13 protein-coding genes are annotated in these 20,098 nt (G+C 68.0%); 3 read left to right on the top strand and 10 right to left on the bottom strand.

Features of this window, described 5'->3' with window-relative positions:
- The 8 genes from H6717_25315 to H6717_25280 all read right to left on the bottom strand — a co-directional run bounded on the left by H6717_25315 (nucleotide 1) and on the right by H6717_25280 (nucleotide 14,782).
- Nucleotides 1-978: an RnfABCDGE type electron transport complex subunit D gene (locus H6717_25315; GenBank protein MCB9580374.1), complete on the bottom strand. Its 978-nt coding sequence runs from the start codon at nucleotides 976-978 to the stop codon at nucleotides 1-3.
- Nucleotides 975-2,312, bottom strand: a complete 1,338-nt coding sequence (gene rsxC / locus H6717_25310) for an electron transport complex subunit RsxC (GenBank protein MCB9580373.1) — start codon at nucleotides 2,310-2,312, stop codon at nucleotides 975-977. Before rsxC ends, H6717_25315 begins: the two co-directional genes overlap by 4 nt.
- Complete coding sequence (locus tag H6717_25305; protein MCB9580372.1) at nucleotides 2,309-6,646, bottom strand: 4Fe-4S binding protein; 4,338 nt, start codon at nucleotides 6,644-6,646, stop codon at nucleotides 2,309-2,311. Before H6717_25305 ends, rsxC begins: the two co-directional genes overlap by 4 nt.
- On the bottom strand, nucleotides 6,643-7,443 hold the full coding sequence (locus H6717_25300) for an RnfABCDGE type electron transport complex subunit B (protein MCB9580371.1): 801 nt from the start codon (nucleotides 7,441-7,443) through the stop codon (nucleotides 6,643-6,645). Before H6717_25300 ends, H6717_25305 begins: the two co-directional genes overlap by 4 nt.
- Nucleotides 7,444-7,492: 49 nt before the next feature.
- Entirely contained in the window at nucleotides 7,493-11,200 is a 3,708-nt protein-coding gene (locus tag H6717_25295; protein ID MCB9580370.1) for a ferredoxin, read from the bottom strand.
- A gap of 60 nt (nucleotides 11,201-11,260) precedes the next feature.
- The gene (locus H6717_25290) at nucleotides 11,261-12,214 is read right to left on the bottom strand and encodes a 2-oxoglutarate oxidoreductase (protein ID MCB9580369.1); all 954 of its coding nucleotides are present in this window, start codon (nucleotides 12,212-12,214) and stop codon (nucleotides 11,261-11,263) included.
- Between the two features lie 16 nt (nucleotides 12,215-12,230).
- The gene (locus H6717_25285; GenBank protein ID MCB9580368.1) at nucleotides 12,231-14,144 is read right to left on the bottom strand and encodes a 2-oxoacid:acceptor oxidoreductase subunit alpha; all 1,914 of its coding nucleotides are present in this window, start codon (nucleotides 14,142-14,144) and stop codon (nucleotides 12,231-12,233) included.
- A gap of 194 nt (nucleotides 14,145-14,338) precedes the next feature.
- Nucleotides 14,339-14,782 carry a hemerythrin domain-containing protein gene (locus tag H6717_25280; protein MCB9580367.1) on the bottom strand — a complete coding sequence of 148 codons (444 nt, stop codon included), beginning with the start codon at nucleotides 14,780-14,782 and terminating at the stop codon, nucleotides 14,339-14,341.
- A gap of 271 nt (nucleotides 14,783-15,053) precedes the next feature.
- On the opposite strand from H6717_25280, the gene H6717_25275 reads away from it, so the two are divergent.
- From H6717_25275 to H6717_25265, 3 genes are all read left to right on the top strand, one after another.
- A complete protein-coding gene (locus H6717_25275) occupies nucleotides 15,054-16,466 on the top strand; it encodes a sodium:proton antiporter (protein MCB9580366.1) in 1,413 nt (470 codons plus the stop codon).
- Nucleotides 16,467-16,511: 45 nt separating this feature from the next.
- Entirely contained in the window at nucleotides 16,512-16,859 is a 348-nt protein-coding gene (locus tag H6717_25270; GenBank protein ID MCB9580365.1) for a hypothetical protein, read from the top strand.
- Between the two features lie 109 nt (nucleotides 16,860-16,968).
- Nucleotides 16,969-17,481, top strand: coding sequence for a hypothetical protein (locus H6717_25265; GenBank protein ID MCB9580364.1), 513 nt, complete (start codon nucleotides 16,969-16,971; stop codon nucleotides 17,479-17,481).
- Here the strand turns inward: H6717_25265 and H6717_25260 are convergent.
- The gene (locus H6717_25260) at nucleotides 17,478-19,241 is read right to left on the bottom strand and encodes a hypothetical protein (protein MCB9580363.1); all 1,764 of its coding nucleotides are present in this window, start codon (nucleotides 19,239-19,241) and stop codon (nucleotides 17,478-17,480) included. The genes H6717_25265 and H6717_25260 overlap by 4 nt on opposite strands.
- A 64-nt stretch (nucleotides 19,242-19,305) precedes the next feature.
- On the bottom strand, nucleotides 19,306-20,082 hold the full coding sequence (locus H6717_25255; GenBank protein ID MCB9580362.1) for a hypothetical protein: 777 nt from the start codon (nucleotides 20,080-20,082) through the stop codon (nucleotides 19,306-19,308).
- Nucleotides 20,083-20,098 lie beyond the last annotated feature (16 nt).

The following is a 20,098-nucleotide window of genomic DNA, read 5'->3' as shown; positions in this document are numbered from 1 at the left end:
TCAGCCTCCAAACCTTCGCGGCTGCGTCTTGCGATCGATGAGCGGGGTGACCGCGTTCATCAGCAGGATCGAGTACATGACGCCTTCGGGCAGCCCACCGAACAAGCGGATCAGGACCACGAGCACGCCCACGCCCAGACCGAAGATCCAGGCGCCCTTGGGCGTGAGCGGTGTGGTCACCGGATCCGTCACCATGAACACCGCACCGAACAGCAAACCGCCGGAGCCGAGCATGAACAGCGGTGTGGGGTACTTGTCCGGAGAGATCGCGAACAAGATGCCGCTGAACACCGCCACCGTGACCAGCGTGGACAGCGTCAGCCGCCAATCGAAGATGCGCCGCGCCGCCAGCCACAAGCCGATGACGATCAGGAGCAATCCTGCCGTTTCGCCCAGGGAACCGGAGATGCTGCCGAGCAAGAGCGGCTTCAAGGTGGTGGCTTGATGCTGGAACTTCGCGAGCCCCAAGGGAGACGCCGAGGTGATGACGTCCACGTTGGACTTCATCAGCGGCGCCGCCAGCGTGCTGGCCTCGACGTGGAACATGCCCTGCCGCGGAGCGACCCAGGTCGTCATCGTGACCGGGAATGCCGCCTGCAGGAACGCGCGGCCGACCAGCGCGGGGTTGAACAGATTGCGACCCAGGCCGCCCCAGATCATCTTCCCCAGGGCTACGGCCACCACGCTGCCCAGCAGCGCCATCCAAAGCGGAATGGCCGGCGGCAAGGTGAGGGCCAACAGAATGCCGGTGAGGATCGCCGAGCCGTCGCGCAGAGAGCTCTTCCGCTCGGACAAGAGCCACTCCGTCACCGTGGCGCCGGTCACGCAGGTAGCCGTGATCATCAGCGCGGTAACGCCAAAGTAGTAGGTCGCCGCAGCGACCACCACCAGGCTCGCCGTCACCACTTCCAGCATCACGGCGCGAGTGCTCGGAGCGCCGTGCTCGAAGGGCGCAGTGGTGATCGTCAGCTGGGTCACCGTGCCTCCTTCTGGCGAACCTGCGCCTTGCCCACGCGAATGAGCTGCACCAGGGGAATGTGCGAGGGGCACGAGAACGAACAGCTCGCGCACTCGAAGCAATCGAGCACGTGAAACTCCTTCAGCGTATCGGTCCGCTCCGCGCGGGCCAGCTGCGCCAAGCGCGAGGGGTTGAGGAACATCGGGCACGCTTCCACGCAGCGCCCACAGCGGATGCAGGGCTCTTCCTGCACCACCGTCTGAGCCTTGGTCAGCACCAAGATGCCGCTGGTCCCCTTCGTCACCGGCACGCTCAGGTCCTTCTGCGCCATGCCCATCATGGGACCGCCGAGCACCACCTGCTTGGCTTCCGGCAGAAGACCGCCACAGTGCTCGATGACCTCGCGAATGGGTGTGCCGATGGGCACGAGCAGGTTGCTCGGGCGTCGGATGCCGGGACCGGTCACCGTGACCGCCCGCTCGATCAGCGGCTCGCCGTCGTCGAAGAGCCTGGCGATGGCCGCGGCGGTGCCCACGTTCTGCACCACGATCTCGAGATCCAGGGGCAGCCCACCGCTCGGCACCTCCTTCTTGAGGATGGCGTCGATCAGCATCTTTTCTGCGCCCTGTGGGTACTTCACCTCGAGGCCCATGACCTCGATGGGCGCGCCGGCAGCGACCTCGCGCATGCGATCGATGGCGTCCGGCTTGTTACGCTCGATGCCCACGTAGCCGCGCTCCGCGCCGGTGAGCTTCATGATCAGGTCGAGGCCGCGCTTCACGGCTTCGGCCTCTTCCACCATCACGCGATGATCGCAGGTGAGGTACGGCTCACACTCGCAGCCGTTCAACATCACGAAGCTCACGCGCTTGCCCGACGGCACCTTCAGCTTCACGTGCGTGGGGAACGCGGCGCCGCCCATGCCCACCAGCCCGGCGTGCTGGATGGCGTCGATGATCTCACCGGCCTCCGCGCTCTCGGGATCCGGTACCTCCATGCGTCGGATCTTCTGGCTGGAGTAGGGATCCTGCGTCAGCACGATGGTGGGCATCTTCTTGCCGTTCGGGTGCGGCCGGAGCTCCACCGCCTTCACGGTGCCGCTCACCGGCGCGTGCAAGCCCACCGACACGAAGCCTCCTGGCTCCGCGATGAGCTCGCCCCGTTCCACCTTCTGCCCGGGCTTCACCAGCGCCTTGGAGGGCGCGCCGATGTGCTGACTCAGGGGCAGTAGATACTCGTCCACGAAGGGCATGCGCTCGATGGAGCGCTGACACGTCGCCTCCTTGTGCTCCTTCGGGTGCACGCCGTGACGAAACGTGCCCCGAGAGCCCAGCACGAAGGCGAGACCGGTCATGCCTGTCCGTCTCCTCGACGGGCGGGCGCGTAGCCGGCAAGCTCGATCAGGCGCTGACCCAAACGAGCCGTCGCTTCATCCAGCTGGGTCGCCTTCTGAGCGGCGAGCTTTGCCTCGTATTCTGCCCGTATCTTTTCGATTTCTTGTTGGTGCGCCGCGGCCACGTCCCGGTCCGCATCGGCCTTCACCTTCGCGGTGAACGGCGTGACCACGCCGGCCAGCTCCTGCAGGGTGCGCCAGGTCGAAAGGCGCTCCAGCACCGCGTCCGCCAGGTCACGGTCGAGCACGCACTCCACGTCGCCCTGCTTCACCATGGGCATCGCTTTGGCGCGCTCGTCGCGGCCCGCCCGCGCCCACTCCTCGATGGACAACGTGTCGCCCTCGGGCGCCACGAAATGGGACGCGAAGCGCGTCTCGCCCAGGGCGAAGTGAGCCGGCGTGCGCAGCGTGCCCTCGGCGTCCTTGGCCCACGGCTCGGTCACGGAGGGGTTGCCCTCCAGGCGGAAGCGCGTCCCGAACACGCCGTCTTCCGCCGGATCCCACACGAACAACGGATGCACGCGGCAGTCCACCGCGGCGCGAGCCCGCGCCACGGTATCCGCACTGTCGAAGCCGTGACGGTTCGGGCTCGGCGCATACACGTGGATCAGCGCCGGACCGGTTTGTGCCAGCGCCCTCGATACGCCCGCGAACAGGTGCTCGCGATGGGCGATGGTGGAGGACATCACGAGAGCGCGACGCTGCATCACGTAGGGCAGGAGCGGATCCGTGGCGCCGATCCAGCGCTCGCGGCCGTCGAGCACCACGACCTTCACCGGGAAGCGCGACGCGAGCACCCGGGAGAGCCCGGCTTGCGACGCCGCACCGAAGATCTCCGGGCCCGCGAGCACGACCACGGGCGGGCACGCGGCGATCTCTTCGTCGCTCAGGTCCTGCCATCCCAGGCGCTCGACGGCGGGCTCTTCCAGTACTGCGTTGCCGGGGTTCGAGAGCCACAGCTCCGTGCGTCGAGCCAGGCGGACCTCCGCCGCGTGGCGGTCGAGCAAGCTCTCCGCCAGACCCATGGAAAGATCGAGGGCCTCGCTCGACAGGTCCACGACGGTGGGAACGGCGAAGGGATTGCGCGGGAACTCCGCGGCCCACTCACCCAGCGGCTCGCCGGCGATCACCAAGCCAAAGCGCGCTCGGCCCATGCCGTCTGCGCCGGTCTCCAGCAGAGCCAGCTCTTCGTCCACCAAGCGGGCGAGCTTCACCAGTCGCTCCGCGCTTTCGCTGTCCACCGTGGACTTGGCGCCCAGGGCGCCCAGCTTCTCGACCAGAGCGCCGACGTTCCCGCTGCGGTCCGGTGTGCTCTCCAAGGCGCGGTCGAGGGCCGCCAGGTCCTCGCTGGGAACGGCGCCGGCGAGGGCGTCGCGAATGGCGCTGCGACAGCGCTGCGAAAGGTCCCTGAGCGCGCCCACCCGCTGCACCGTGCGGCGCTGCTGCTCGAGCTCCGTGACCGCTGCCACCAGCCGCGCACCGACCCGCGCGCCGGAGCCCGGCTCGTGACCACCGCCGCCGGTGACCGCCAGGAGCGTGTGGCGCGAGGTCATCACGGCGGCCATGTTGCCCACGGCCTCCGAGCGCCCGGCACGCGCGATGCTCTCGCCGCTCGGGTCGGGCAGCTGCTCCCAGATCGTGAAGCCCGCACCCGCGGAGATCACGTTGTCTTCGTTGCGCTCGCCCACCGTGATCGCGTCTTCCGGACACACGGCGCTGCAGCCGCCGCAGCCCTGACACGCCGCCGGGCTCACCGCCAAGGCCACCAGCTCTCCGCTCCCCTTCTGCTCCGAATGAGGCCGATGGAAGAAGGGCTCTGTTGCGGCGTAGGGCAGCTTCTTCACTTGGGCGAGCGTCGCCTTGAATACCTTCTCGTATTCCGGGCGCTCCTCTGCCGACACCTTCATCTGCTCGAGCAGCCAGGAGAAGCTCTCCGACAGCAGCGCGCCATCGAGCTTCGTCGCCTTCTGCTTGGCGAGAGCGCCGTCCACGCGCGCGGCCAGCTGCTTGTGGGCGCGACGAACCTTGTCGGCGATGGGATTGCGTTCCGCGCCGGGAGGCGTGGCGATGTCGGCCGCGGCGTTGAGCAACGCCTCCGTGCCGATGATACCGGGCACGATGGCCGAATCCGGGCATGCGGTCCAACACGCACCGCAACCGACGCAGCGCTCGATGTCGACGAGCGGAATGCGATTCCTGTGCACCGCGACCTCGAACAAGCTCGAGGTGGACGGCGGCACCGCCGCGAGAGACAGGTAGGGATCCGGCGACGTCTCGGCGACGCCCTGCTCCAGCCGGGGCAGCGCGAGCTCCCCCCAGAACCGGGGCAGGTTGTCGTAGGTGGAACGGGTCCGGGAGAAGCGCCGCACGGCGAGGGGCGGCACGGGGTTCGCGTGCACCCGCGGATCGACGTCGGTCAGCCGCTTGAGATCGCCTTCGGGCATCTCGGGTGCGCCGAGCAGCCAGGGAACCCAATTGACGAGATCGCTCACACTGCCGTCGAGCACGAAGACGCGGAGCTCGCGGTCGTCGATCGAGCGCTGCCACGACTCCGGCAGCTCGCGCCACAGCTCCGCTTCGGAGAGTGGGCTCGCGAGCAGCAGCGCGCCACCCTTGGCCACCTCCGCGGCGGGGTTGATCGCCGCCGGCAGCTCCGGCGTGGCCACCACCGCCACGTCGTGCCACACGACGGAAGCCAGATCCGAGAACGCCTCGCCGGCGGCGGTCACCTGGGCCATCCAGGTTCCCTGCTCCACGGTGGAGGTACGACTGCGCACGTGCTGCCCCACCACTTTGGATACCGCCGACGCCAGAGCGTCGAGCACCGGAGCCGGAGATTCCGAATGCCGTGCCCACAGCGCCACAGTCTTCGCCGAGGTCGGTCGCAGATCCAACGGCGCGTCGATGGCCAGCGTGGAACGCGCCAGCTCCGGGTACTCGGCGAGCAGACGCTGTGCGAGGGCCTGGCGCCGCGGGTGGGCAGTGCTCGCCTTGGGCATCGAGACACCCAGAGCGACGTCCGTGCGCGCGCCGGTCGGCAGCCTCATGTTCTCGAACAACGCCAACAGATCCGCGTTGCTGAGCGGTTGCCCGCCGAGGCCGTAGGTCGCATGCAGGAGCTTCGGTCCCGTGTCGCCGATGGCAGCTCGGATCTCGCGCAGCAACGGGCCGCCGCCCGCCAGGGCGTCGCCGGTCCGCTCGAGCACCGTCACGGCCTGGGCGTGCCGCAGGGCCTCTTCGATAGCTGCGGCCGCCAGCGGCCGCAGCCAATCGATGCCCAGCACGCCGACCTTTTCCTTCTTCTCGTTGCGCAGGTAGTCGGCCACGGCGATCGCCGCGTGGATGGCCGCGCCCTGGGCCACGAAGACGTACTCTGCCCCGTCCATGCGGTGCTGCGTGACGCGCTCGAGCTTGCGCCCAGTGAGGCGTGAGACTGCTTCCAGAGCCTCGTCGAGCAGGCGGCTGACCGGCTCGGCCGCGAACGCACGTTGACCCGCCAGCGCGACGGCGAGGTCTCGACCGCTCTGCTGCATGCCGTGGGCCGCCGGACGGTCGGGGTCGAACCAGCGCGGCACGCGCCGCCGCTTGTCCCCGAGCGTCAAGCTCTGCTCGACGGTCGGGCTTTCGAGCTGGTCGTCAGGACTGCCGAGGGCCTCGCGCACCAGGGCCGCGTCGGGCAACAGCACGGACGACGGCGCCCAGGCCGTCTCCGGGGCGTCCATCGCGATCACCGCCGGCAACAGCGCCCGCTCCGCCACGTAGCGGGCGGCCAGGGCCATGTCCACGGCCTGCTGCGCGTCCCGCGCGAGGCCCAGCAGCGCTCCGGTGTCCGCCAACGCGTGGTACGGACCGTGTCCTTCTGCGCCCATGGTGGTCGCGGTGGCGGTGTCGGAGCTCGTGATCGCGTGAATCACCAGCGGGACGCGGCGAGCCGCCGCGGCGCTCACGGCGTCCCGGCTGCGCGACAGGCGCGCCTCGCCGAGCAGCACCGCCGCCCGCACGCCGCCCAGCGCTCGGCCTTCCGCCGCGGCCAGCGCGCTTCGATCGTCGTCGGCGATCAGCTCCCGCGTCTCACGGCCAAACGCGTTCTTTCCCGCACCCCGCTCCGTCGTTGGGCGTGTTTCCCCCGCCGAAAGCGCGCGTCCGATGCGCTCGCTCACCATGGTTTCCGTCGCCAGCACGGCTTCCGCGCCGCTCACGATGGCAAGCGTCCCGGCCTGGCGCGCCGGCTCCGGCTCCTTGCCCTTGACCAGCCGCTGAAACCAACGCGAAGTGATCTTTGCCCAGCTACTCATGCCACTACCTTGAGCTTTCTTCGCTGAAACTGATTGCCCGGCACCGCTTGGATTGCGCCCGTGGGACAGCGCAGGGTGCAGCTCACGTCCACCTTCACGGGCTGCACGATGCTCGGAAGCCCACCCTTCATCACGATGGCGCCGTCCGGAGCGTCCAACGCACAGCGCCCGCATGCGTCACAGGCCACGGTGCATGCCGCCGTAGCCGCCGGTCCGGCGAGTGGGCTGTTGCACTGAACCACGACCTCGTTCCTCAGCGGCTCGATAGTGAAGAGATCCAACGGGCACGCGTCCACGCAATCGCCGCACGCCGTGCACAGGTCCACGTCCACGACGGGAAGGTCTTCGTCGTTCATGGCGATGGCGTCGAAGGTGCAAGATTTCTCGCAGTCCGCGAGCCCCAAGCAGCCCCAAGCGCAGGCCCGGCCACCGCCGTTCACCACGAAGGCGGCCCGGCAGGAACGAATGCCATCGTAGTCCGCGAGACGGCGGACCGAAGACTTGCCCCCGGCGCAGTGCAGGCGGGCGACGCGCTTGTCGCGCTCGCCCGCCTCCACGCCCAGGTAGGAGGCGATGGCCGTGATGCCCTCGGGGCTGCTCACGGTGCAGCCGCTGGGTTGCTGGCTGCCGGCCACCACCTGTTCGGCGAACGCCCGGCAGCCCGGCTGGCCGCACGCGCCGCAGTTGGAGCCCGGCAGCATCCCTTCCACGTCGTCGATGCGAGGGTCCTCCTCGACGCGCAACTTACGATTCGCGATCGCGAGGATCACGCCGAACGTCAAAGCGACGCCGAACATGATCCCCCCAGCGGTCAAGATCTCGTTCAGCAGCACGTCGTCGCTCCGTTCAGTTGAAGCGCTGGGCTCGGGCGACCAGTTCTTCTGTCACGGTGGAGTCGTCCTTTCGGGGCTCACCGGGGTGAATGCACGAAGCAGGGCACTTCTCCGCCGCCGTCACCAACTGCAGGAACGTACCCGCCTTCGCGTCCGCCAAGAACGCCTGCTTGTCGGCGTTGTACTTGAACATCTGCGGATTCAGGTTCGTGCACTCGTTGCAGGTGGTGCATAGCGGCGTGTCGATGAAGGGATCGGAGAAAGAGACGCTCTCTTCTTCTTCCTCCACCGGAGGCGCGGCGGGCTCCGGGGCAGCGGCTTCTGCCGCCGGCTCGGGCTCCGCCGCAGTGGGCGCCGGCCGCGGCGCCGGGGCGGCCGCCGCACCCTGAGCCAGGCTCAGGGCGCCGGGGTTCATCAGCGCTTGGGCCAGGCGTTCCAGGGCTTCCGTCGCCGTCTCGTTGCGAACACGCTCCACTTCCGCGCCATGGGCGGCTTCGAGCTCTTCTCGCTCCGCAGCGCCTTCGGCTTGGGCCGCGGCTCGGGCCGCTTCTGCCGCGCGCTCGGCGTGCGCGTTGCGCACGCCGCCCAGCTCCGCAAAGGTCCGCCACAGGCGCATGCGCTCGTGGCTCTGCAGGGTGAGGTCGCGGGTCACGATGGCGCGAGCGAGGTTGCCCTGCTCGTCCGTGATCCACACGAAGGGCACCTTGGGCGTCTCCGCGTGGAGCAGCGTGTCCACGTACTCTGCGAGCGGGATTTGCTCGTCGTTCCACGCTTCCGTCGGGATCAGCCAGAATTGCTTGCGGTACTCGAGCTCCAGGGCCGCCGCGTGGGCGAAGGTGAAGCTCTCCTCGATGCTCTGGCGCTCACCCTTTTCGTCCATTGCATCGATGGTATGCAGCGGCCAGGTCTGTTCCGGAGCCACGTTGGCCTCGATGTCGAAGCTCTCCGCAAAGGACAGCCCTGCCTCCGGATCGAAGCGGAAGCACGGCAGCACGCGACCCTCGTGAGCCGCGGCGAGACGGAGCCATGCCGGCATGGGGCCGTCTCCGGGGCTCGGTGCCACGACTGTCACCGCTGGGCGCGACGCCTTCGCCATCGAGCGCAAGCACTCCGTGAAGTGCGCCGGACGTGCCAGGGACGTCTGGGCCACGAACGCTTCGTGGTGGGCCACCAAGAGATAGCCGAGCCCGGCCGGGTTTCGCGCCGAGCCAACCCCAAAATCCTCCTCCACAATCACGTGGATGGGGCGTCCGCTGGTGAGGATCTCGGAGAGCGAGCGTTGCGACGAATGCCACACGTTCTCTGCCGTCTCTACCGCCAACACCGGTGGAATGAGCAGCAGCTCCTCGGCATCCAGTCGGCGCCAATCGAGCTCCGCCAGCACCGGATCGTGTAGCTCGGCGTTGTAGCGCGCTTCTACCTCCAAGCGTGCCACCCGCACGGCGACCAACGCTGCGGTCACCTGCTGAGCCAGCCCTTCGAAGAGGCCCGCGGCGACGCCGAGGGGATCGTCGTGCACCACGACCTTGGCGCCGGATACGGACAGATCGAAGGCACGCGGCGAGACCATCAAGAGCTCCGGCGTGTCGTCGGCGGTCGCCAAGAAGCGCGCCATGTCGTCGACGGACTTCTGGATGCGGCGACGCCGATCCTCCGGCATGCGCTTGGGGCCCGGGCGCTTGCCGAGAGCACGAGTCAGGGCCGCCGTGTCCAGGAAGTCCATCTCTCCCAGGCTCTTCTGGACCTGCTCGGGAGAGTGGGCGTCCGCGGAGTGGCTGGCGTCCACCGCCAGCATGTCGAGCAGGTGCTGGCGCAGACGGCGTGCGTCGGCGATCAGCTCCGCGCGGAGGCGCCGCCGCGCAGGCAACACCACCGCGGCGTACATCTCGACGTGGGCGCGATCTCCCAACGTGAGGATGCGAGCCTCCGCGGGCAGCGCGGGGCGCAGCTCTCGCAGATCGCGTCGCAGTGCCTTGAGCGCCTTTTCGCTGAGAGACAGCTGCGCCTCGAACTCCGCGAAGGCGGTGTCGATGACGTCTCCCAGCACCGCCGCGCCGTCCACCACCTGAGTGAACACGTTCACCAGGCGGCGCACGTGATCCGGCACGATGGTGGGCGCGTCTTCCAGGGCGCCCAGCGCCGAGCGAATCACGTCCTCGAGAGGCGAGATGGTGGTGGGCTCTCCGTCGACGACCAGGAGCGGGTAGCTGCTGGCTTCCGTCCGCACCAGCGAGGTGGCTGCGGCCGGAGCCAACGGCAACAGCGCGGCAGCTCCCGCGGCGCCTTCCCCCGTGGCGTGGAAGCGGCGGAGCGCGCTCTGCCACTCGGGCCTCGCGGACTTGTCCGGCTTGGGCAACAGCGGCAGCTCCCGCGGCGGCGCGAAGCTCACCTCGCTCGGGCGTCTGGCATCCGCCGCTCGCGGATCGATGCGGACCAAGCGCGCCTTGCCCACGCTGCGCCAGCTGAGGCCCAAGCGCGAAAGCAGGGGCGACAGCCCTTCCAACACCACCGCGACCAGCGAATCCCAAGAAGCGCTGGGAGACGACAACGACGAACGCGGATCGAACCAGAAGAGCGACAGCTTCTTGTCGCCGACCAGCGCGCGCTGGCCGGGCGACAGCATGTGCCACACGTCCTCCGGCGCCGCGGCTTCCGCGGCCACCACGACGGCGGCGTTCTCCCGCAAACCGAGGCGCCCATCCAAGAGCGAGGGATGCGCCAAGAACGCGAGGTCGAGGGGCGCGCCGCTGGTCAACGGCACGCGGGAGCCCAGGCCCAGCGCTGCCACCCGCGGGGAGCCGGCATTCCAGACAGCGAGCGGCGCCAATCCTCCCAAGCGCTCCGCCGCAGCGTGCAAGAGCTCGTGGGCGCGAGGCCCGGCGGGCGCGACGCCCACTACCAGGCTCTTGGCCGCAGGATCGGTGTCGGTTCTTTGCTCGAGACCCAGCGCCTGCTGCACCGCAGAAAGCTCCGCCGCAACGCGCTCCAGCGCCTGGCCGTCGGCCAGCTCGGCGCTCTCGGAAAGGAGCAACACGCGCTTCTTCCCCGAAAGCACCGCGGTAATGTCGGCATGCGGCAACGGGCGCAGCTGCACCACGCCCAGGAGCCCGGCCGCCACGCCTTGGCGGCGCAACGCGTCCACGATGCGAACGCCGTGCTCGCGCTCGGAGCCGTGCGCCAGGAGCACGATCTCCGCGTCGTCCAGGCGATACCCTGCGATCGGCGAGTGGCGCCGTCCCGTCGCCTCGCTCACGCGAGCGAAAGCGCTGGACAGCACCGACGCGATGGCGTCGTTGCCGGCAGTTGCGCCGGCAAGCGCTTTGTCGATCGCCTGGGCGGTGAGCGGCTGCCACAGCCAAGGGCGTTCGGACAGCTCCGTGCCCACCACGCACTGCCCGGCTTGCCCGCTCATCGCTGCAGCGAGCTGGGCGATCAAGCAGTGGTCCGCGGCCTCTTGGCCGTCCACCGCGGAGAGCGTGAACGCACCGAACCAGCCCGGCGCGCCACTCTTGTGCAGCACCCAGGCGGCAGCCGGAACCGCAGTGGGAACCGTCCCCGAAAGCAAACGCGCCGCCCGGTGTCCGGACAGCGCGAGCCCCTCGGCTTCCGCCGCCGAGGCCACGGCGCCCGCGCCCACGATGGCGCGCTCCGTGGCCTCGATCACGGCGACGCCGTCCGAGACACGATAACCCTTCTCCGGGGAGCCCCCGGACTCTGCCACGGGTTCCGCGCCCCCTCTTTCCTCGCGCGGTGGAACCAACATCACATTTCGTCCTTGTGCTCAGATTTGGAAGCGATCGATTTCGGCCTGGACGGCCTTCATCCGCATTTCGGGAGGAGTCCCGATGCCTTGGGCGGACATCAGGTCGTAGCGCTGAGCAGCGTCATTCCGATACAGCAGGCCGATCGGGATCGCGTTGTCGTCGCTGGCGAAGTCGCGCGCCGCGGAGAGATTCGACGGGTCGTGCGTCGTGGAGTTCGGGAACAGACGTTTGAGGCTCGGGTCGAGGGGAATGCCGTTTTCGTGCTCGAGCAGCAAGAGCTTCGAAGGATCGTCCTGAACTTCGTCCCACACGTGATCCATGTAGTGCGGGCAACGCTGCAGGATGCGCACGAAGGAAAGGCCCTCGTGATGGTAGGCCATCTTCAGCGTGGCCATCACGTGAGCGGGGTTCCAGTCGACCGTCTGCGCCAAGAACGACGCGTTGGTGATGCCCAGGATCACACTCAGTGGATTGAGCGGGCTGAGCGGCGCGCCGCCGGGATGCGTGTTCGACGCCCACCCCTCGCGGGTGGTGGGCGAAGTCTGCATCTTGGTGAGACCGTAGATGTTGTTATCGAACATCATCACGGTCATCTTCATGTTGTAGCGAATGGCGTGGATCCAGTGACCGGTACCGATGGCACAGCAGTCGCCGTCGCCCGTCGACACGAACACGTGCAAGTCCGGACGCCGTGAGCGCACGCCACAGGCCACCGGCAGCGCACGACCGTGCAGACCGTGGAAACCGTAGGTCTTCATGTAGTGCGGGAAGCGACTGGAGCAGCCGATACCGCTCACCATCGCAATCTTCTCGGGTGGCAACTGCTCGTCACGAACCAGCTTCTGCACCGCCGTGAGCACGGCGTGATCGCCGCAACCCGGACACCAGCGCGGAGTCGCACCTTCGTAGTCCTCCAGGACGAAGTGTCGCGGAGGCAGCTCACAAACCCAATCGAGCTTCAGGCCGTACATCTCTCTTGACTCCTTGTCAGTGCGCGCCGTTTGAAAGTCGCCGCCGCAGCTCCGCCTCGATCATTCCTGGCGGCAGCGGGATGCCGGGAACGCGCGACCAACAGTCGATGTCGACCAACGTTCGAGCTCGCAGGTACCAAGCGAGCTGCGAGTAGCGCCGATTCTCGTGCGTGATGTACGGCATGGTGGTCTCGTCGCTGTAGTTGATCTCCACCGTCATCACTTTCTTGAACTTCTTGAAGATCTCCTCGAGCCCGGGCTCGAGGGGCTGCAAGAAGCGCAGCGTCACGGAGCCGACCTTCTTACCGTCGGCGCGCACGCGATCGACCGCTTCCTCCACTGCGCCGCGGGCCGAGCCCCAGTTCACGACGAGCAGGTCGCCTTCTTGATCGCCGTACACCTTCGGTGGCTTCAGGCTCTGCTGCAGCACGGCGAGCTTGCGGCTGCGCATCTCCATCGAGCGCTGGTTGATGGCCGACTCGTACGCCACCTTGCTGCGCTCGTCGTGCGCCAGACCCGTGAGCACGTACTCACCGCCGCGCTGACCAGGGATGGGCCGCGCCGAGGCACCCGTTTCCGGATCCCAAGCGTAGGCCGGCACGTCCTTGTCCCAGTCCGACTGGTCGATGGGGGGCGCGAGCCACTCCTCTTGCACCACCGGGCGGGGGAAGGGCTGTTGGCCCGTCGCCAAGTTCGCGTCCGTCAGCACGATCACCGGGCCGCGGAACGCTTCCGCGAGCTTCCGCGCCGTGATGACGAAATGGAAACACTCGGGAATGGTGCTGGGCGCCATCACGATCTTGGGAGCGTCTCCCGTCTCGCCGTACAGGGCCGCCAGCAGGTCGCCTTGCTCGACCCGGGTCGGCAGACCCGTCGAGGGGCCACCGCGCTGGACGTTGACGATCACGAGCGGGACCTCGGCCATCACCGCGAGCCCGATGAACTCGGTCTTCAGGGCAAGGCCCGGACCGGAAGTCACCGTGACGCTCGTCTTGCCCGCATAAGATGCGCCGATGGCAAATCCGATCGCAGCAATTTCGTCCTCGGCCTGGTGGATGAAGCCACCGGTCTTGTGCATGGCCGCCGCCAGGTAGTGGGTCACGCTGGTCGCCGGGGTGATCGGGTACATCGAGCAGAGCTCGATGCCGGCCGCCAGAATCCCGAGCGCTGCCGCCTGGTTACCGTTCATGACCACCAGCTCTTGGCTGGTCTGGCGGGGGGGCACCTGGTAGCGGACGTCCAGGTTCTGGTCCGCCCATTCGTAGCCACCCTTCACCAGCGCAATATTGGCGGCGATGACCTTCTCGCCCTTCTTCTTGAACTTGCGGGTGACCTCGTCGAGGACCCGCTCCACGTCCTGCCCGTACAGCGCGCAGAGCAGGCCGAGCGCCCACATGTTCTTGCCGCGGCGGGCGTCGGCCACGACCTTCAGACACTCGGTCTCCATCGCGACCTCGCGCACGACGTAGCCGCGCTCCCGGAAGTCGGCGAGGGCATCCGCATACTCCTGGCGGATGGATTCCTGCGGATCCTGCGCCCACTTGTTCTCGAGGAAGATGATGGTGCCGGGGCGGAGCGCGCCGAGGTCGATGCGGCTGTAGAGCACCTGCTCGTTGAACGCGATGACGACGTCGGCCTCGTCACCCATGTTCGTGATCTCGGAGCCGCCGAGGCGGATGCGGTTACCGCTGGCGCCGGACCGAGAACGATGGGGCGGCTCGATTTCGGCGGGGATGATCTCCACCGTCCACACGCCGTTGCCCATTTTTGCGCTGATGGTTCCGAACAGCTGACCCGCGGTCTGGGCGCCCTCCCCGGAATCACACACGATCTCGACGACGTGTTGGTCCACGACCTTCACCTCGGCGGCGGTTTTCCTGGGGGGGGCCTGATTTTGCGGCTCGGTGTGACCGGCGGCTGTGGTGGTCATCGCGGAAACCTCTCGATTTGCAGTAAATTTCGAACTCAGGTTGCAGCCCACCTGTCGGCGCGGCGTCTGCGTGCCGGAAGTGAGCTAGCGCAACGATTGCGCGATTGCGGCCTGTCAGAGCGCCCGCAGGCCGCGGAGATCTTGGTGACCTAGGGTGACGTTACGGCGCCTCTATGCGAGACGCGTACCAGCGATCAGTCGCCGCCTCCCATGTCTTCCCAGTAGGCGCGCATGATGATCTCGTTCTCTTCCGACTCGTGACGCCGGAGCGTCGCGAGGGCGAGCTGGACCTTGCGCTGCAGACCGCGCACTTCTTGCTCCTTGGCGGCGTCCAGAGTCTGCGCCTGCTCGAAGGCTGCGCGGAACGCCGCGAGGATCTGGGAGTGCTCCTTGGCGAGCTTGGTGAGCTGCGCCGTGAGGTGTGGAGCGGACGCGATGGTCTGCTCGAACAGCTTGGCCTCGGCCTCACCCCCAAAGTGCTCCTTGAGCAAGCCTTGCAGCTCCTCGAGCATGCCGCCGAGCTCCCCCGTCCAGCCCGCGCCGGTCTTCGGATCGACCACCCACTGCTCGATACGCTGGAGGACGTTGGTGATCCGACGATGCTCGTCGAGAACGCCAGCACGGGTATCTTCGGCCATGGGGGGCCTCCTGTCGATCGAGGGGTCGCGACGCGACCGTTGGTCTGATGTGAGCGTCATCCATCACCAAAACACCGTCAACCGACCGATTCCTTGCGCGCGTATTTCGATGACATTTGTCAGCTCGAGTAGATTCGACTACTCACGCTTTGCGGCGCTCGGCCGGTATCGACCGATGTCATGACGATCGCATTACGCAGTGCGCGATATCCGTTCACCGCGTGTTATGCGTTCGCCGTCAGGGGGCAGAGCGCAGCCGGTAGATGAGCCCATGAAGAAGATCGTCACCTCGAGTGCAGCGTTGCTCTCGTTGCTCGCCCCCCAGATCTCCAGCGCCAACGAAGGCGGCAGCGAGCTCGGGCACCATCTTCCGCTGTGGAGCGTGATCCCCTTCGTTCTACTGCTGCTCTGCATCGCCGTCCTGCCGCTGGTCGCCGGGCATTGGTGGGACGAGAACAAGAACAAGGGCATCGTCGCCGCTGCAACGGGCATCCTTCCCGCCGCGTACTTCGCGTACCGCGCGCCGGAAACGCTGCTCCATACGGGAATCGAGTACTTCTCGTTCCTGACGCTGTTGTTCAGCTTGTTCGTGATCAGCGGCGGCATCTACATCTCCGGCGACATCCGCGCCACGCCCAAGGTGAACACGCTGTTCTTGCTGATGGGCGCGGTGCTCGCGAACTTCGTGGGCACCACCGGGGCCGCCATGCTGCTCATCCGCCCGGTGCTCCGCACCAACGGCGAGCGCAGGAACGTGCGCCACATACCGGTGTTCTTCATCTTCGTGGTGGCCAACGTCGGCGGCTGCCTGTTGCCTATCGGCGACCCGCCGTTGTTCCTCGGCTTCTTGAAGGGCGTGCCGTTCTTCTGGACCTTGTCCCTGTTCTTGCCGTGGGCCATGGCCATCGGCCTGATCCTGACGGTGTTCTACATCTGGGACTCGATCGCGTACTCGGGCGAGGCCGAGAAGGACATCCAACGAGACATCGCGGCGGTGGAACCGATCCGCATCCACGGCAAGCGCAGCATCCCGCTGCTGCTCGGCGTGGTCGTCTCCGTCGCCGCTCTGCCGTCGGTGCACCTGCCGGCCCACCACTTCTGGGCCTACATCCCGTTCCGCGAGCTCGCGATGCTGACCCTCACCGCCATCGCGCTGAAGGTCGCCCCGCTGAAGGGTCCGAGCAAGGAAGAGGACGGCTCCAAGCTGAACCCACGCGTCGCCAATGGCTTCTCGTTTCACGCCATCATCGAGGTGGCAGTGCTGTTCGCCGGCATCTTCGCCGCGATGATTCCGGCGCTGATGATCCTGCAGGCGCGCGGTGGGGAGCTGCCGGTGCGCGAGCCGTGGCAGTTCTTCTTCGCCTCCGGCTCGCTGTCGAGCTTCCTGGACAACGCCCCCACGTACCTCACCTTCCTGTCCTTGGCTCAGGGCCAGGGCTACTCCGGAGCCGGGGCCGTGGTCGGGGTGAACCCCGCCATCCTCGAGGGGCTGTCTCTCGGCTCGGTGTTCATGGGAGCGATGACCTACATCGGCAACGCTCCGAACTTCATGGTCAAGAGCATCTCCGACTCGGCGGGCGTGAAGTGCCCGAGCTTCGGCGGCTACTTCGTGCTGGCGCTGGTCGTGCTGTTGCCGGTGTTCATCGCGGTCAACGTGGTGTTCTTGGGCCTGCGCCCGTTCTGACACGCTTTTGGTGATCGCCGCGGCAGCTGGCGGCCATGATGGAGCATGCGGCGTCTAACCATCTTCGTCCTGGTGGCCACCAACCTCCTCGCCTGCGGCGGCCGCGTAGAGGGGCCGACCGAAAGCGGCGGCTCCGGCGGCTCCGGCAGTCAGACCTCCGGCGGCCCGAACCAGGGCGTCGGCGGCGGCCTCACGGGTGGTTCGGAACCCCTGCCCCAGTGTCAGCCCGGCTTCTTGCCCGGCACCTCGACCGAGCCCTGCAACTGGATGTACGACGGCCGCTGCTACGTCGAGCGCATCGACGCCTGCGCCTGCGCCTGCCCGCCCAAGACGGCGACCATCTGTCAGAGCTCGATGTTCGACGACCCGCCCGTCGAGGTCTTCTGCTACTGACTTTTGTTGGTGCGGCGCGATGCCCGTCGCGGGGCGTTTCCGCGGCGCAGCGACAAAAATGAAAGACTGGGGGCGAGACGCTCTTCTCGAGCGTAGATACGTCATGCCCTTGTTGCGTCGCGCGCTCGTCTCCGTCGCGGTGCTGGCGTTGCCGGCGCTGGCGGCAGCGGACGAGGCGCCACGACCGTTCTACGTCGCCTCCACACTGGCGTCGGGGCGTTGCGACTTCGGGGATTGCCTGGGCTTCGGCTGGACCACCCGGGTGGGGAGCGCGGACCTGGTGTCGCGCTGCGATTTCGGCAGCTGCGTGGAGCATGGCTGGACCACACGGGGACCGAAGGGCAAGAGCAGCGTGACCCGTTGCGACTTCGGCAAGTGCCTGGAGCACGGCTTCACCACGACCCACCCGGACGGAAAAGACAGCGTCACCCGCTGTGACTTCGGCAAGTGCTGGGAGCACGGCTGGACCACTCGCCATCCGGACGGCTCGGACAGCGTCACCCGTTGCGACTTTGGCGACTGCGCCACGAAGGGCTGGACCACGCGTTTGCCCGGGGGCGGAGAGGTCCACTGCCGCTGCCGCTTCGACGACTGCAAGAAGAACGGCGCGGACTGCGGTTAGAGCAGCTCCAGCGTCACGCGCGCGTAGGCGCCGGCGCCCCAGGCGGAATTCTCGGTGATGGCCTCGAAGTTCGGCCCCGTGAGGGTGAACAGCAACGTGTTCTGACCGCCGAGGACGTAGTCCCCAGTGTTCGGCGTGAGGTCGAGCATGAACGTGGCGGGCGTGGTGCTGCAGCCGTTGCAGACGGCGGGCGAGAACGTGACCGAGCCCGCGCTGGCGCCGTTCAAGGTGGTGGGCTCCGCTCCGAAGCCGTCGTTGCAGTCGGAGGAGCGCTCGATCTCGATGGTGATCTTGGACACCACGGCGGAGGCGGGCAGCACGTCGTCCCAGCTGAAGCCCCAGGTCGGGCCGGTGGCGGAGCTCGAGTACGCCTGCACCGGCGGGCAGCCGAAACCGGCGATGCCCGCGGTGGTCAGGTTCTGAGCGGCGAGGTCGTAGCTCACGGAGGTGGTGCACTGGCCCGCGAGACAGACCCCCGCGGCGCAGGCGTTGCCGCACCCGCCGCAGTTGTCCGGGTCGGTGGCGAATACCGCCTCGCAACCGTCACTGGCGACGTCGTTGCAGTTGCCGGTGCCCGAATCGCAGGCGGCCACGGTGCAGCTGCCACCGAGGCAGCCCTCCGTGGCGTTGGGGAGCGCGCACACGGTGCCGCAGCCGCCGCAGTTGTTCGGATCGAAGCTGGTGTTGGTGCAGGTGCCGGCGCAGTTCGTGGTGGGCGGCGCGCAGGAGAGCGTGCAGCTGCCGCCGGAGCAGACTTCGCCTGAGGCGCAGGCATTGCCGCAGGCTCCGCAGTTCGCCGGGTCCGTCTGCGTGTCCGCGCACTTCGTGCCGCACTTGGTGGTGCCGCCCACGCAGGAAAGCGCGCAGCTGCCGGCTTGACACACCTGGCCGCTCGGGCACTGGGTACCGCACCCGCCGCAGTTCGCGGGATCCGTCTGCGTGTCCACGCACTTGCTACCGCACTTGGTGGTGCCGCCCACGCAGGAGAGCACGCAGCCGCCGGCCTGACACACGAGGTTGGCCGAACACTGGGTGCCGCACGCGCCGCAGTTCAGCGGATCGGTCGCGGTGTCCACGCACTTGCTGCCGCACTGCGTGCTGCCGCCGCCGCAGGAGAGCTGACACTGCCCCGTGCTGCACACCGTGCCCGTCGCGCACGCGTGATCGCACAAGCCGCAGTTCGCGGGATCCGTCTGCGTGTCCACGCACTTGCTGCCGCACTGCGTGGTGCCGCCGCTACAGGTGAGCGCACACTGCCCAGCGCTGCACACGGTGCCCGGGGCGCAGGCATGATCACAGGCGCCGCAGTTCTTGCCGTCGGACAGCGTATCGACGCACTTGCTCCCGCACTGCGAAGTGCCACCCGTGCACGCCAGCTGGCACTGTCCAGCGCTGCACACCAGACCGCTGGCGCAGGCCTTGCCACAACCACCGCAGTTGGTCGGGTCGATGTCGGGATCGACGCAGGAGGAGCCGCACTGGATGCTTCCGCCGAAGCACTTGGTCACGCAGCTCCCCCCCGCGCACAGCTGAGTCTCCGGACAGGCGTTGTCGCACGCGCCGCAGTGCAGCTGGTTGTACGTGGTGTCCACGCACACGTCGCCACACTTGGTGAGGCCCGCCGGGCAGGGCGTCGTGCCGCCGGTGCCGCCACTGCCCCCACTTTCGCCCGCGCCCGTACCGGTGCGATCGATGGAGCAGGCCACGAGCACAACGCTCAGGGCCAGGGCAGCGCGGAAGAGCTTCGCCAAGCGAGCCATGGCCCTAGGATAGCTCATGACAGATTATGTCGCTCGACGGGGCGTTGGCGGCCGAAATCCAGGCTCAGCGGCCCCGAGCGGCCCGGGCGAGGACGTGCTCGATCTCCGACTCCACCTCGCGCTCCAGGAGGTCGAGGCGTGTGCCGTAGCGCGCCAACTGGCGCCGAAGGCGCTTCACCGGGTCGCGGCGCCGGGGGTTCGGCGTCGAGGCCAGGCGGCCGGCGCGACCGCTGCGGACCAGGGGACGACCCGAATGCGCCCGGACGAAGCTGGGCCCCAGCCCCCGGCGGGCGCGCTCCACCGCCGCCTGAGCCGCCTCGGCAACGGCCACCGCGTCGCTGCCGTCCACTTCTGCGACCTCCATGCCCACAGCGCGGGCGCGCTCACCGAGCTCGCCACCCTTGCCCACGAAGAGCACGGCAAGCCGCGCCGCGACGGCGAGGCGCATGCTCTCCAAGAGCGTCGTCGGGTTGATGGTCCCGTCGCCGAGGAAGGCGACGGCAATCTTGCCGGGGGACAAGCGCTCGGCTGCCAGGGCGAACCCGACCGCCGTGGGCCCCGCAGCGCGAGGCCGGGCAGGCTCGCGCTCACCGAGCATTTCGACGAGCACGGAGAAGAGATCGGCGCCGCGGATCACGAGCGGTGCCGGTGAGCGATGCTCCAAGGCGAGCGCGTCGCCTTCTTCCAGCGCGGCGACGACGCCGGCTGCAATGCCTTCCTCGCCCAGGCTCGGATGCATCTCGGCAAGCACGTAGCCTTCATGCCACAAGCGGTTCACCGCTTCTTCGAAGCGCCGGCTGCGGAACATCTGTCGATACAGGTGAAAGCGATCGACGTTCATTCCCTCCTCCTCCAAG

It is taken from the genome of Polyangiaceae bacterium, assembly GCA_020633235.1.
Taxonomy (GTDB): domain Bacteria; phylum Myxococcota_A; class Polyangia; order Polyangiales; family Polyangiaceae; genus JACKEA01.
This window is presented reverse-complemented; position numbering and strand designations above follow the sequence as displayed.